The sequence below is a fragment of the Micromonospora sp. NPDC050276 genome, assembly GCF_044459545.1.
Lineage (GTDB): Bacteria > Actinomycetota > Actinomycetes > Mycobacteriales > Micromonosporaceae > Micromonospora.
The window spans coordinates 45,349-58,896 of sequence record NZ_JBITJA010000018.1; the positions used below are offsets into that span (position 1 = coordinate 45,349).

The 13,548-nt window shown below is 70.5% G+C and carries 11 protein-coding genes; 4 read left to right on the forward strand and 7 right to left on the reverse strand.

Translation table 11 applies throughout. The features are described from left to right. Positions 1-60: 60 nt before the first annotated feature. Genes ACIBF8_RS28470 through ACIBF8_RS28480 form a run of 3 tightly spaced genes read right to left on the reverse strand, consistent with a single transcriptional unit; the run spans position 61 to position 4,064 of the window. A complete protein-coding gene (locus tag ACIBF8_RS28470; protein WP_396786999.1) occupies positions 61-717 on the reverse strand; it encodes a response regulator in 657 nt (218 codons plus the stop codon). After that, positions 714-2,009 carry a sensor histidine kinase gene (locus tag ACIBF8_RS28475; protein WP_396787000.1) on the reverse strand — a complete coding sequence of 432 codons (1,296 nt, stop codon included), beginning with the start codon at positions 2,007-2,009 and terminating at the stop codon, positions 714-716. Before ACIBF8_RS28475 ends, ACIBF8_RS28470 begins: the two co-directional genes overlap by 4 nt. Before the next feature lie 42 nt (positions 2,010-2,051). Next, the gene (locus ACIBF8_RS28480; RefSeq protein WP_396787001.1) at positions 2,052-4,064 is read right to left on the reverse strand and encodes a serine hydrolase domain-containing protein; all 2,013 of its coding nucleotides are present in this window, start codon (positions 4,062-4,064) and stop codon (positions 2,052-2,054) included. Between the two features lie 399 nt (positions 4,065-4,463). Here ACIBF8_RS28480 and ACIBF8_RS28485 point away from each other — a divergent pair, with 399 nt between their 5' ends. Beyond that, on the forward strand, positions 4,464-6,545 hold the full coding sequence (locus ACIBF8_RS28485) for a PQQ-dependent sugar dehydrogenase (RefSeq protein WP_396787002.1): 2,082 nt from the start codon (positions 4,464-4,466) through the stop codon (positions 6,543-6,545). Between the two features lie 136 nt (positions 6,546-6,681). Here the strand turns inward: ACIBF8_RS28485 and helR are convergent, their stop codons facing one another. From helR to ACIBF8_RS28500, 3 genes are all read right to left on the reverse strand, one after another. Further along, on the reverse strand, positions 6,682-8,838 hold the full coding sequence (gene helR, locus ACIBF8_RS28490) for an RNA polymerase recycling motor ATPase HelR (protein ID WP_396787003.1): 2,157 nt from the start codon (positions 8,836-8,838) through the stop codon (positions 6,682-6,684). 92 nt (positions 8,839-8,930) lie between these two features. Continuing rightward, positions 8,931-9,170, reverse strand: coding sequence for a hypothetical protein (locus tag ACIBF8_RS28495; RefSeq protein WP_396787004.1), 240 nt, complete (start codon positions 9,168-9,170; stop codon positions 8,931-8,933). A 275-nt stretch (positions 9,171-9,445) separates the two neighbouring features. Next, positions 9,446-9,826, reverse strand: a complete 381-nt coding sequence (locus ACIBF8_RS28500; protein ID WP_396787005.1) for a YccF domain-containing protein — start codon at positions 9,824-9,826, stop codon at positions 9,446-9,448. A 112-nt stretch (positions 9,827-9,938) separates the two neighbouring features. Between ACIBF8_RS28500 and ACIBF8_RS28505 the strand changes: the two genes are divergently transcribed. The 3 genes from ACIBF8_RS28505 (at position 9,939) to ACIBF8_RS28515 (ending at position 11,531) form a co-directional block, all read left to right on the forward strand. Beyond that, the gene (locus ACIBF8_RS28505; RefSeq protein WP_396787006.1) at positions 9,939-10,706 is read left to right on the forward strand and encodes a glycerophosphodiester phosphodiesterase family protein; all 768 of its coding nucleotides are present in this window, start codon (positions 9,939-9,941) and stop codon (positions 10,704-10,706) included. Between the two features lies 1 nt (position 10,707). Beyond that, complete coding sequence (locus ACIBF8_RS28510) at positions 10,708-11,256, forward strand: SLATT domain-containing protein (protein WP_396787007.1); 549 nt, start codon at positions 10,708-10,710, stop codon at positions 11,254-11,256. A gap of 101 nt (positions 11,257-11,357) precedes the next feature. Further along, positions 11,358-11,531, forward strand: a complete 174-nt coding sequence (locus tag ACIBF8_RS28515; RefSeq protein ID WP_396787008.1) for a hypothetical protein — start codon at positions 11,358-11,360, stop codon at positions 11,529-11,531. A gap of 46 nt (positions 11,532-11,577) precedes the next feature. Here the strand turns inward: ACIBF8_RS28515 and ACIBF8_RS28520 are convergent, their stop codons facing one another. After that, positions 11,578-13,494 carry a glycerophosphodiester phosphodiesterase family protein gene (locus ACIBF8_RS28520; protein WP_396787009.1) on the reverse strand — a complete coding sequence of 639 codons (1,917 nt, stop codon included), beginning with the start codon at positions 13,492-13,494 and terminating at the stop codon, positions 11,578-11,580. Between the last annotated feature and the right edge of the window lie 54 nt (positions 13,495-13,548).

Genomic DNA, 13,548 nt, shown 5'->3' on the forward strand with positions numbered 1-13,548 from the left:
TCGTACTCCGACGCTGTCCACTGTCGACCAGGGAGTCGTGAGGTGCACTCGGAGTCGCTGTCACCGCTGGGCCACCCCGTTCTGGTACGCCCACACGACGGTCTGCAGTCGGTCCCGAGCGCCGATCTTGGCCATGGCGCGCCCGAGGTGTGACTTGACCGTGCTGGTCTCGATGAAGAGCCGATGGGCGATCTCCACGTTCGACAGGCCCTGGGCGAGCAACTCCACGATCTCGGTCTCCCGCGCGGTCAGCTGATGTGCCGCCGCCGCGTCGGAGCGGGGAGCGGGCGTGCGCCTGGCGAACTCCGAGATCACCCGTCGGGTGACGGCCTGGTCGACCAGCCCGTACCCGCTCGCCAGGCGACGGATCGCCTCGATCAGGTCCTCCGGCTCACAGTCCTTGAGGATGAACCCGCTGGCGCCGGATTCCAACGCGCCGAAGACGTACTCGTCGAGATCGAAGGTCGTCACCACCAGCACCGCCGGCGGCGTTCCGGATGCCTCGGCGACGATCTGCCGGGTCGCGGTGAGCCCGTCGCCGTGCGGCATCCGGACGTCCATGCAGATGACGTCCGGTTGTAGCCGGCGGGCCAGCTCGACCGCGGCCGACCCGCTCGACGCCTCCGCCACCACCTCGATGTCGCCGGCCTGCTCGAGGATGACGCGGAAGCCGGCGCGGACGACCGCCTGGTCGTCGACGAGCATCACTCTGATCATGCGGGGGCCTCTTCCTTCGGCCGCGACGTGGCGGGACCATTGGTCGGTAGCGTCGCGGTGACCGACCAGCCACCGGCCGCCGTCGGGCCGGCCGTGAACGTCGCCCCGATCAGCTCCGCGCGCTCGCGCATGCCCACCAGGCCGACGCCGCCGGTCCGCGCCGCCGGTACGCCTCGCGAGCGGGGCGGTTCGTTCACCACCTCCAGCGACACCGAGCGGGGCGCGAAGCGGAGGACCACCCGTGCCGGGGCGCCCGGTGCGTGCTGACGGGCGTTGCTGAGCGACTCCTGCGCGATCCGGTAGAGCGCGACATCGGCGATCGGCGACACCTCACGCTGCGCACCCTCACGGACGAGCTCCACCGGGCCGGCGAGGTTACCCGCGGTGCGGACCAGGTCGTCGAGCATGCCCAGCCCCGGCACCGGGGCGCCACCGTCGCCGCCCTCGTGCCCCGGCCGGCCACGCAGCACGCCGACGACCAGCCGCAGGTTGTCCAGAGTTTCCTTGCCCTGGCTCCGGATCCAGGCCACGCCGGCCTTCGCGGCCGCCGGGTCACGGTCGATCAGTCGCTCGACCGCCGCCGCCTGCACCACCATGCCGGAGAGGTGGTGCGCCGCCACATCGTGCAACTCCCGGGCCATCCGGGAGCGCTCCGCGCCGATCGCCGCCTGAACCTTCGTCCGCTGCTCCCGGATCGCCTCGTCCGCCCGCACCCGGACCAATTCGACGTAGCGCCGGTAGGTGGCCACGTAACCGCCGACGAACGTCGCGCTGGCGTAGGTCAGAGCACTCGCCGAGACGTACGCGACGGCGGTCAGCAGATCGGGCGTCACCAGGACGGCAGCCCCGAGCGACTCCACCACCACGACCGCGCCGACAGCCAGCAACGCGCGTCGAACCGGCAGCAACGACCCGACGGTGTACGCCACCACGAACGGCGCGATGCCGCGGATGGTCGCTTCGGGCAGGGCGACGCCGATGACGGGCAGTTGGAGGCCGACGACCAGCGCGAGGCAGAGCAGTGGCCGGACCCGACGCAGGCACAGCAGTGTCGCCTGGAGGCAGCAGATGGCGACGAGCACCCAGGCCCGCGTCGGGTCGAAGGACACCCCGTCCTCCGGCGCCACGAAGAAGAGCAGCACCGTCAGCAGGATGAACGTCAGGACGGTCAGCGCCGCCGCCAGCAGGCAGTCCCGGGCGAACACGCCGTTCACCCCGAGTCGGGTGAGCCGTCCGTCGAGCCACTTCGTCAGTCGTGGTGAGCCGGGTTCGGTGCCGGCGTGGTCCCTCATGCCGTGCGCATCCTTGCTCCGGATCGTCCCGGGTCGGGCGGGTCAGTAGGAGATGCTAGGCGCGAGCAGGCGGAACTCCACGGCGAACCAGCCCGCGCCGGCGAGGGCGAGCAGGAGCAGACCGCTGCCGACGATCCGTCGCCAGCCGACGTGGCGTCGGACGTCGTCGACCAGTCGGACCGCGGCGGGCAGCACGCCGAGCAGACCGACCAGTTGCAGCACCTGAATGGCGCGCAGGACCGCGCGGGGAACGTCGTGCAGGGTCATGATGCTGCTGATGCTCAGCACCCAACCGGCGAACGCGAGCAGCGTACCGGCGACGGCGAGGCGGCTCAGGACCCGCGCGGTCCGCCCCGCCCGCTCACGGGGAGCGCGGCCGAGCCGGCGGCGGACGATCGCGCCAACCGGCCAGGAGAGGGCGGCGAGGAGCAGCACGACGGTCGACAGGGCGAGCACCGGGACGGCCACCGTCGACGCGCGGGCGGGCTCGACGGGCAGCAACGCGAACGCGGAGTCGAAACCGATCGCCTCGACCCGGTCGTCGGTCACCCGCATGGCGATCGTGCGCTGCCCGCCGACCTCACGCCAGACCCAGGGCGCCACCTCCTCGTACCGGGCCGGGGAGTCGGACAGCGGGCCCGGCTCGAACAACAACCGGTCGCCGTCGGCAACGCTGACCGTCGTGCGCCCGACCAGGCCGATCGCCGTCAGGAAGTTGCTGCGCACCGCCCGCGAGGACTCATACGTGCCGGCCGCCAGCGCGGCGTGCTCGGCGGTAATCGCCGGGTCCACGCCCGCCTTCGGCTGGTCGTCGCGGGCCGGGAAGTAGCGGTCGGCGAAGCCGTTCACGACCGACTCGCGAAGCTCGTGGCTGTCCAGGGCGCCGGAGCCGTTGCTGTTGAGGGAGAGGAAGATGCCGGCCCGATCGTCGGGGTAGATCTGCAGGTGGGAGTGGAAGTACATGGTGTCGCCACCGTGGCCGAGGATCCGGTGGCCGTTGCGGTCCTCCTGGAAGAACCCGAGGGTCATCCGGGGTCCGTCGGCCAGCGTCCCCAGCGACGTCGAGTCGAGCGCCGGACGCTGCATCAGCTCGCGGGTCGGCTGATCCAGCAGGGGCGTGAAGCCCACCTGCTCGCCGAGCTGGGCCAGCATGAATCGCGCCATGTCCGTCGCCGGGGCGCTCAACGCGCCGGCCGGGGGAGTGCCGACGATCTCGAATGGCGCGGCGGGTCCGGCGGACGTGTCGTACCCCTTGGACATCCGGTCGCGCAGCGGTGCCGGGAGAGGCTGCTCGAAGGTCGACGACGGCATGCCCGCGCGGTCCAGGATGTTGCGCTGGACGTAGTCCTCGAAGCGCGTCCCGCTGACGCGCTCGACGAGGTAACCGGCGAGCGCGTTGCTGTAGTTGGAGTAGGCGGGAACGGTGCCCGGCGCGTAGATCTGTTCCGGTGGGTCGGTCACCAGGGCCTTGCGTAGGTCGACGTCGCCGCCGTCGGTGCCGATGAGGCCGGCGATGCGCTCCTCGAAGCCGGCGGTGTGCGTGAGCAGGTGCCGCAGGGTCACGGCTCGCTCCCAGCGGCGCGGCAGCTCGAAATCGAGGTACGTCTCGACGTCGGCGTCGAGGTCGAGTTTCCCGCTCTGCACGAGTTGCAGCACCGCGGTGGCGGTGACGAGCTTCGACACCGACCCTGCCCGGAACAGATGCCGGTCCGGGTCGACCGGTACGCCCCCGTTGCCGTTGGCGCCGGTGTCCGCGTACCCGTACCCCCGGGTTGTGATGATCTTGCCGTCGTCCACGACGGCGACCGTGGCCCCCGCGATGCCGGTGCGGTCGAGCGCGGCCGGTAGCAGGCCGTCGAGCCAGGCGTTGACGTCGGTGTCGGTCAGGGCGGACCCGGCCCCGCGCGCCGTGGCGGGGGCCGCCGGGGTGTCGATGGATGGTGCGGGCGTGCGTTGTGCCGCGCCGCAGCCCGCGGTGCTCACGGCGATGGCGACCGCGGTCGCCATCACCGCGCCGACTCGGACGAGGGGCCGGGTGGATCGGGGCGAGCGCAACTGAGGATGAGAAAGAGAACGCATCGTCGGCCAGTGCCTTTCCAGGCGGACGGGTGTCCGGAGCAGGTCCGTACGGCGTCACCCGATGCCTGGCACAAGCCTGTTCGAGCGATCACGGTCAACCATCTGGCGCAGGACGGCAATGCGCTTACGACCTGAGGAGGAGGAACGTGTGCACCGAGGGTGGCGCTCACCGTGAGCAGTGCTGCCGGTTGTCTGGGAGACGTTGCAGGGCGGCTGAGCGAAGCGTACGCCGATCTGTGGGTTTGCCCTCGATCGAGGGACATCGATTGAATTGGGCGGCGAATGCATCTTTGATGGTCGATGTGTTTGTTCGGCCTGTCCGGGCGCATGGTTGCCCGGGGTGGGCCGGCCGGCACCCCTGACCTTGGAGGACGGATGCGAGTCACCGCGCGGACCAACGCACGTCGCCCACGACGCCGGCTGTTGCCGGTGGCCATGGTGGCGGTGACGCTGCTGACGGTGGCCGTCGGGGTGCCGGCGGCCGCCGCGGCGCCGTCGACGGTGGTCGGCGTCGCCAGCGGCCGCTGCCTGGACGTGGTCGGCAACGTCAGGACCGCCGGTGCCGGCATCAACATCTACGACTGCAACGGGCAGGCCAACCAGGCGTGGACCTTCACCTCCACTGGTGAGTTGCGGGTCTACGAGGACACCATGTGCCTGGACGTGGTCGGCCAGGACACCACCGCGCCGGCCGCGCTGCAGATCAACGGCTGCACCGGCGGCGCCAACCAACGCTGGCGGATCACCACCTCCGGGACCATCGTCGGCGTCCAGTCCGGTCTGTGCCTGGACGTGACCGGCGCGGGCACCGCCAACAGCACCACCGTCGGTCTGTGGACCTGCAACGGGCAGTCCAACCAGCGGTGGACGACGTCCCTCGGTAGCGCTGACACCCAGCCGCCGACGACGCCGGGCAGCCCTCGGGTGAGCGGCCTGACCTGCAACTCGGTGACGTTCGCGTGGAACGCCTCGACGGACAACGTCGCGGTGGCCTTCTACGACATCTACCACGACGGCCAACTGATGACCTCGGTGAGCGGCACGACGCTCTCCACCAACCTCACGGTGGTCGCCGGGGCGACCTGGGGTCTGTACGTCAATGCCCGGGACGCCGCCGGCAACGTGTCGCAGGCGAGCACCACCGTCTCGATCACACCGCCGCCCTGCCAGGCCGACAGTCAGCCACCGACCGCGCCGCAACAGCTCACCGGCAGCGCGTCGGGCACCACGGTGACCCTGCGCTGGACGGCGTCGACCGACAACATCGGGGTCCGGGCGTACGACATCTACCGGGCTGGCGTGAAGGTGGGCACGGTCACCGGCGCGCCGCCGGCGACCACGTTCACCGACAGCGGTCTGGCGGCGAACACCGCGTACCAGTACTACCTGGTGGCCCGGGACGCGCAGGACAACGCCTCGGCGCGCAGCGGCACCACCACGGTGACCACCGGCGCGGCGTGTGCCAACCCGGTGTGCGGGGTGCGGCAGGTCACCACCGACACCGACATCCCGTGGGGTCTGGTGACGTTGCCCGACGGCAGCGTCCTCTACAACCGCCGCGACGCGCACGACATCATCCAGCTCAACCCGGCCACCGGGGCCAAGACCACCCTGGGCACGGTGCCGAACGTGCAGAGCACCGACGGTGAGGGCGGCCTCCTGGGGCTCGCCATCTCGACCACCTTCACCAGCGACCGCTGGCTGTACATCATGCACACGTCACCCAGCGACAACCGCGTCGTCCGGATCAAGCTGGAGAACGGGCGCCTCAACACCGGCAGCGAGCAGGTGCTCCTCACCGGCATCCGGCGGAACAAGTACCACGACGGCGGTCGACTGCGATTCGGCCCGGACGGCAAGCTGTACGCCAGCACGGGTGACGCCCAGAACGGCAACTACGCCCAGGACCGGTCGAGCCTGGAGGGCAAGATCCTGCGGCTCAACCCGGATGGCACCGTCCCGTCGGACAACCCGTTCGGCAACTACGTGTGGAGCTACGGCCACCGCAACCCGCAGGGATTGGCGTTCGACTCGCAGGGCCGCCTCTGGGAGCAGGAGTTCGGCAACTCGATCATGGACGAGACCAACCTCATCACCAAGGGTGGCAACTACGGCTGGCCGGCGTGCGAGGGCACCAGTGGCAACTGCGGCACGGCCGGTTTCATCGCCCCGGCGCGTACCTATCCGACCGCCGAAGGGTCCTGCTCCGGCATCACGATCGTGCGCGATGCCCTTTACGTGGCCTGTGCCCGGGGCGCGCGGATGTACCGCGCGGTGATCAGCGGCAGCAGCCTGACGAACGTGCAGACGTACTTCAGCGGCACCTACGGTCGGTTGCGGACGGTGGAGCCGGCTCCCGACGGAGGGCTGTGGCTGACCACCACCAACGTCGGTGACAAGGACAGCACCCCGAACAACAGCAACGAGAGGATCCTCCACGTCACGCTCGGCAACTAGGGCGGCTTTCGGCAGTGCTGGCCGGGCTGCGCCCGGGCCCAGCCGCCGCCCGGCGGCGTTGCCGGACGACGCCTGGACTCCGGCTCTCTCGACCGGCACTACCGGTTGAGCCAGCCGCCTGCCGCGATCCGTGCCCTCAGCCGCTGGTCAGGAGCACGAGTTGCTGGGTGGCCCGGGTCATCGCGACGTAACGGTCGACCGCCCCTTCGATGCCGGTGCCGAACGCTTCCGGGTCGACGAGGACGACCAGGTCGAACTCCAGCCCCTTGGCCTGCTCCGGGCTCGCCGACCGGACGCGGGACGTCGGCGGGAACGTCGGGTCGCCGATCACGCAGGCGATCCCGTCGGCGTGCGCGGTGAGCCAGGTGTCGAGGATCGAGTCCAGGTCGGCGACCGACCCGTGGACGACGGGGAGCCCGTTGCCACGGATCGAGGTTGGCACGTTGGCGTCCGGGAGCACGGCCCGGATGACCGGCTCGGCCTCCGCCATGACCTCCGCGGGCGTCCGGTAGTTGATGTTCAACGAGGCCAGCGCGACCCGGTCGAGCCCGACCCGCTTGAGGCGCTCCGGCCACGACTCGGTGAACCCGTGCCGGGCCTGGGCACGGTCGCCCACGATGGTGAAACTGCGCGACGGGCAGCGGGCCAACAACATCTGCCACTCGGCGTCGGTCAGCTCCTGCGCCTCGTCCACGACGATGTGCGCGAACGGGCCGGCCAGCAGGTCCGGATCGGCGTCCGACAGTGCGGAGTCGTCGGCCAGGACCTCCCGCAGGTCCGGTTGGCGCAGCATGGTCAGCAGGCCCTCGCCGTCGTCGTAGGTGTCGGCCGCGAGCAGTTCGTCGACGACCCGGGCCATCTGGTCGCGCTCGACGGCAGCGGCGGGATCGGACCGACGCTTGCGGCCTGCCCCTTCCGGGTCGCCGAGCCGCTGCCGGGCCGCGTCGAGCAGCGGCAGGTCGGAGACGGTCCAGGCCCGGGGCTCGTCGCGTTGCAGCGTGCGGACCTCCGCCGGGCTGAGCCACGGCGCGCATCTGCGCAGGTACGCGGGCACCGACCACAGGTCACCCACGAGATCGGCCGCGTCGAGCAACGGCCAGGCGCGGTTGACCGCAGCTCGTAGCTCCCGGTTTTGCAGCAGCGACGCGCGGAGCACGTCGTCCGGCTCGTCGCCGTCGTACCGGTCGATGAGGATCGTGAGCAACTCCTCCCAGATCTCCTCCCGCGCCTCGTTGTGCGGCGTGCCCGGACCCGGCGCCTGGAACGCGTCGGCCCAGTCGTCGGCGCCCAGTCGGATGTCGGAGTCGCCGACCGTGATCGTCATCGGCGTGACCGGCGGGTCCTGGTAGAACCGGACGGCCGCGTCGATCGCCCCGACCAGAGCGGCCGAGGACTTCAGCCGGGCGACCTCCGGGTCGGTGTCGGCTCTCGCCGTGGCCCCTTCGGGGACGAGATCGCGCAGGGTGCAGGTCTGCACGTCCTCCTCTCCGAGGCTGGGCAGGACGTCGGCAACGTAGGCCAGGTAGGGCTGGTGCGGCCCCACGAAGAGCACCCCGCCCCGGCGCTGACCGAGGCGCGGGTCCGAGTAGAGCAGGTACGCGGTGCGGTGCAGGGCGACGACCGTCTTCCCGGTGCCCGGACCGCCGTCGACCACGAGGGCGCCGGCCGACCCAGCCCGGATGATGGCGTCCTGGTCGGCCTGGATCGTGCTGAGCACGTCGCGCATCCGCGTCGACCGGGCGCTGCCCAGGCTGGCGATGAACGCGGACTGATCGTCGAGCGCGACGGCGTGCCCCACGAACCCGTCCGGGGTGAACACCTCGTCCCAGTAGTCGCTGATCCGGCCGCGGGTCCAGCGGTACCGGCGGCGGCTCGCCAGACCCATGGGGTTGGCGTGGGTCGCGCCGAAGAACGGCTCGGCGGCGGGTGAGCGCCAGTCGAGCAGCAGCCGCCGACCCGCGCTGTCGGTGAGCCCGCGCCGCCCGACGTACACGGGCTCGGGGTTGCCCGCCTCCACCACGTGGCCGAGGCACAGGTCCAGGCCGTAGCGGCTCAGCGTGCGCAGGCGGGCGGTCAGCCGCCGGACCTCCTCGTCCCGGTCCACGGCCTGCCGGCCCTTGCCGCCGGGCGCCCGCCGCGCGGTGTCGAGACGGTCGGACAGTTCGGCGGTCAGCTGCGCGAGGCTCTGCGCCATGGCCGCGAAGTGGCGCTCGTCGCGGGCGATCAGCGCCGGGTCTGCCTTGGCGGAGAGATGATCGGGAAGTTCGAACACGGAGGTAGGCAAGGAATTCATTTCATGACTTCCAATTCGGCAGATTCAGGCATCGGCCGACGATTTTGCGGCACAACCCGGGTCTTGCCGCAAGCCCCCCAGTGCGCTATACGTTAGGAGTGGAAGGGGTGCGTTGTTGCCCCTTCCCGTGATCGTCCTGACGCATTCGCGACCTCCTGCCGCACCGCAGCCGCCTCCTCAGCGTTGTCGCAGAGCAGCAGCACCGTGAAGGGGGCGACCCCGCCGCCCAGCGGGCTCGCCCAGCGCTCGACGGCCTGCCACAGGATCTGGAACAGGATCTGTCGATCCTCGGCGCTGCTCGACAGCAGGTGCCGAACGTTCTCGACCACCACCAGATACCCGTTTGCGGGCAACCAGTGCAGATCTCGGAGGCAGTCGGACAACGGCCCAGTTCCACCCGAAGCCGGTCGGTACGCGAGCAGACCGCGAACCGATCAGGGGATCCGTTCCACCAGTTGTCCATGACCCAGCCCTCAGTCGACGCGCTTCCACGACATGATCAGGTGATGGAAAATAGTCGCCAGGAACGTTTTCGACCCTACTTTTCATCACCTGATCGGGGGGCGGCTGCCCGCGCGGCGCCCATTATGGACCGACCCGGAGCGGGTCACGGCGTGTCGACGACCTCGCGGCCGAGGGGCCAGAACGCGGCCGGAACCAGCTTGAAGTTGGCGACGCCGAACGGGATCCCGATGATCGTCACGCAGAGGGCGATGCCGGCGAGGATGTGGGAGAGCGCGAGCCACCATCCGGCCAGCACCACCCAGAGAATGTTCGCCACCCCGGAGCCGACACCCGCGCCCGGCTTGGGCACCAGGGTGCGGCCGAACGGCCACAGCGAGTAGACGGCGAGGCGCAACGACGCGACACCGAACGGGATGGTGATGACCAGGACGAAGCAGATCAGCGCGGCGATGCCGTAGCCGACCGCCAGCACAAGGCCACCGCCGAAGACGAGCCACAGCACGTTCAGTACGAAACGAATCACCACTCCAGCATGAGACATGCTCGCCACCGGACCGCTGTAAGGTACGCGAAAGCCGTTTCACGGCCCCGTTTCGACGTGCGGCAGCCCGCTCGCGGCGGCTCAGGAGGAACGCGTGCTATCCGATGACCGCTGGCTGCTCGACACCCCGATCGCGCACCGCGGTCTGACCGGCGACAATCGACCCGCCAACTCGCTCGCGGCGTTCGAGGCGGCTGCCGACGCGGGCTACGCCTGCGAGTTGGACGTGCAGCTCACCCGGTCCGGTGAGCTCGTGGTCACGCACGACTACGAATTGACGGCGCTCACCGGTGCGGCGATCACCACCGCGGAGCTGACCCCGGCCGATCGGCAGCGGCTCAGGTTACTCGGCACCGAACAGGTTGTGCCCACGCTGTCGCAGGTGCTGGATCGGGTCGCCGGGCGGGTGCCGCTGCTGATCGAGTTGAAACGGCCGACGCCCGACCTCAACTTCGGTCTCGTCGACCAGGTGCTGCGGCAAACCGCCGACTACCACGGGCGGTACGCGGTCGAATCCTTCGACCCGTTGCTCGTGGCGGCGCTGCGGATCGCGGTACGACGGATGCCGCCGCACCGCCGCGTGCCGGTGGGACGCATCTGCGGGCTGCTGCGCACCGCCGGGCCGCTGACCCGGCTGGTGGGCCGCAGTATGGTCAGCAACCTGGTCACCCGACCGGACTTTCTGGCCTACGAGGTGGACGCTTTTCCGTCCGGCCTGACGGCGTGGTGGCGTCGACGCGGTGTTCCGGTGATTGCCTGGCCAGTCGCTTCGCCGGAGCAGGAGATGTTCGCCCGTCAATACTCCGACAACATCGTATTCTCGGGCTATAGACCGTCGCATGGGCAGCCTCTAACATCGTGACGTGTCTGTTGACCGAGCACAGAGCGGGTTGCTCGCCGAGTCGCAGAACGGGGCTCCCAGCGATCCGCTACAGGTCTATCGCGCGCTGGCGCACGACAGCGTCAACAAACTCAGGGACCATTACGACTGGCGGGCGAAATGGCACCGTCGACTGTTTCGTTTCACCGGCATCCTGGTCATCGTCGTCAGTGCGTCACTGCCGTTGCTCGCCGGCTTCAGCTATCCGGGTAAGAACCTCGTAATCGCGGTCTCGGGCGTGGTCATCGCAACGGCCACCGCACTACGGACGTTTTATCAGTGGGATCAGATGTGGGCGCTGCTGCGGCGTACCCATTTTGGGCTCATCGAGGCGAGCAACCAGTGGAGGCTCGCGTTCGGCCGCGCCGAGGCGACCACCGATCCGGCGCAGCGGGAGCAGCGAGCCTACGAGGCGACCGAGGCGCTGCTGTCGAAGATCGAAGCCATCCGCGGTGCCGAGACGGAGAAGTTCTTCAGCTCGTTGGCCTTCCCGGAAGACTCCGCTCTGGCGGGCAGGCCGTTTCGCCCCTGACCGGTGCGCGGCGGCTCAGGGTCGCTCGGTGGAAGGCCTGAGCCGGAACCCAGGGCTATGCGGGGGAAGCTCCCGGAGGCTGGCCGGACGCTGGCGCCCAGATGATGGCGGGCAGGCGGTTGCCCTGGTGGAGTGCGCCGCTGCTCCTTGTCGGCGTCGTCCTGCCGGCGGTCACCCTCGACCTGCTCCCCATCGGCGGCCTGTGCATGGCGCCGGCGCTGCCGCTCCTGCGGCAGCAGGACGAGCCAGCCGGATCGCCCGTCGCCATCCACTGACGAACCTGGGCGGCGCTGGCCCGGGGGCCAGCGCCGACCAGAACCGCTACCTCAGCGCGAGGGTGCGGGCGTCGGCGGCGATGACGCTGGCGACCTCGGCCGGCACCAGCTTGCCGGCCTGCCGGTCGGCGTAGGTGGCCAGCTCGGCGTACTGAGCGTGGGCCAGCTTGGTGGCCATCGCGGTGACGGCGGCCGGGTCGGCGGCGGACGTGAGGATCAGGTAGCCGAGGCCGGCCTGGCTCACCGTCACGGTGAAGGTGCTGCTCGCGGTGGCGGTGCCCTCCGGCCCGGTCACCACGGCGGAAATGGTGTGCCGACCGGCGGTCAGCTTGGCCAGGTCGAGCTTGCGCCCGGCGGCCGACTTCTTGCCGTCCAGCGTGACGGTGACGGTGTCCGCGTTGGTCGCGGCGACGGCGATCACCGGGGACTGCGCCCGGTCCAGTCGAGCCCCGTCGGCCGGCGAGGTGATCTGCACGGTCGGGTCGGCGGGAGCCCGCTGGAGGAACGCCGAGTTCCAGCCGACCAGTTCGGCCGCCCGGTTGGTGATGATCGCGTCGGTGCCGATCCGCTCCAACCGCTGCCAGAGGCCGGCGGAGTCCATCGTCCAGGCCATCACCGCGACCCCGGCGGCGTGCAGCGGGGCGACGACCTCCGGCTTGGCCAGCAGCGCGTTGCCGTCCGGGTTGTACGCGGTCAGGTGCAGCTCCTTCGCGATCGCCACCGGGTCGGCGTCGAGGGTGCTGCGGAGCAGGCCGAGCGGCAGCTCGGGGGCGATCTCGTAGGTGTACCTGAGCGCGTCGACCTCGAAGCTCTGGATGAAGACCCGGCCCATCATCTGCTCGTCCCGGATCACCTGGATGATCGTGGCGACCTCGTCCCGGGTGTGCTTGCCCTTGATCTCCACCAGCAGGTTGCCGCCGCGGGTTCGCAGGTCGGCGAGCTGCTCGGCGAGGGTGGGCACCCGCTCGCCGACGTACTGCGGGCCGAACCAGGAGCCGGCGTCGAGCGCCTTGATCTGCGCGGCGGTCAGGTCCCGGATGTTGCCGGTGCCGTCGGTGGTCCGGTCGACGGTGCCGTCGTGCAGGATGAACGGGATGCCGTCCTTGCTCGGCTGGACGTCGTTCTCGATCCAGTCGGCGCCGCCCCTACGGGCGATCTCCTGGGCGACGAGGGTGTTCTCCGGCGCGGCGGCGGACGCGCCCCGGTGGGCGATCACGGTGAACGGGCTGCCCTCCGGGCGGAGGTAGCCGTTCGGGGCCAACTCGGTGACGACGACGTCGTCGTACGACACGGTCGCGCCGTTGACGAAGAGCCCTTGGACGCCGTCGGCGGAGCGCTGGAGGCTGGTGGTCCGCATCGCCTCCCGCCCGTCGAAGATCCAGCGGGCCTGGTTGCCGTGCACCTCGACGGCGACGCGGACGTCCCGGCCGGTGCCGGCGGCGGACGGGGCGGAGGCGGTGTTGGTCACGACCCAGGCGTTGGCAGTGGTCCGCTGGGCAAATTCGAGCCCGTTGGCGGCGGTGGTACCGCTGCGCATGGTGGCGATCCACCAGGGCGTGGCGCCGCTGGCGGGAACGTCGATGCCGAGCGAGGCCCAGCGGGTGGCGGCCGAGACCGACTCGAAGCGCATGGTCGCCTCAAGGCGGAAGTCGTTCAGGTGCCGACCGAAGGTGATTTTGTTGTTCTCACTGGAGCTGGCGGACGTTCCGTACAGCCGGCCGTTCTCGACCCTCCAGGCGCCGTCGACCGCGTGCCAACCGGCGGGCAGCGACCCGGCCGAGAAGTTCTCCGAGACGACGACGCTGCCCGGCTCGGCGGTGGCGGGCGGCGAGACCGCGACGGCGACCGCGACGGCGGCGCCGGTGACGGCGAGGGCGGCGACGGAGGCGGCGGCCCGGGTGCGCAGGGCACCGAGGCGCGACCCGGCGCGGCCGAGCGACGATGATGCGGGTAGGACAGTCATGGTCGGAACGGTACGAAGCGCGCCCGAACTGATGATCAATGACGAATGGCTGCC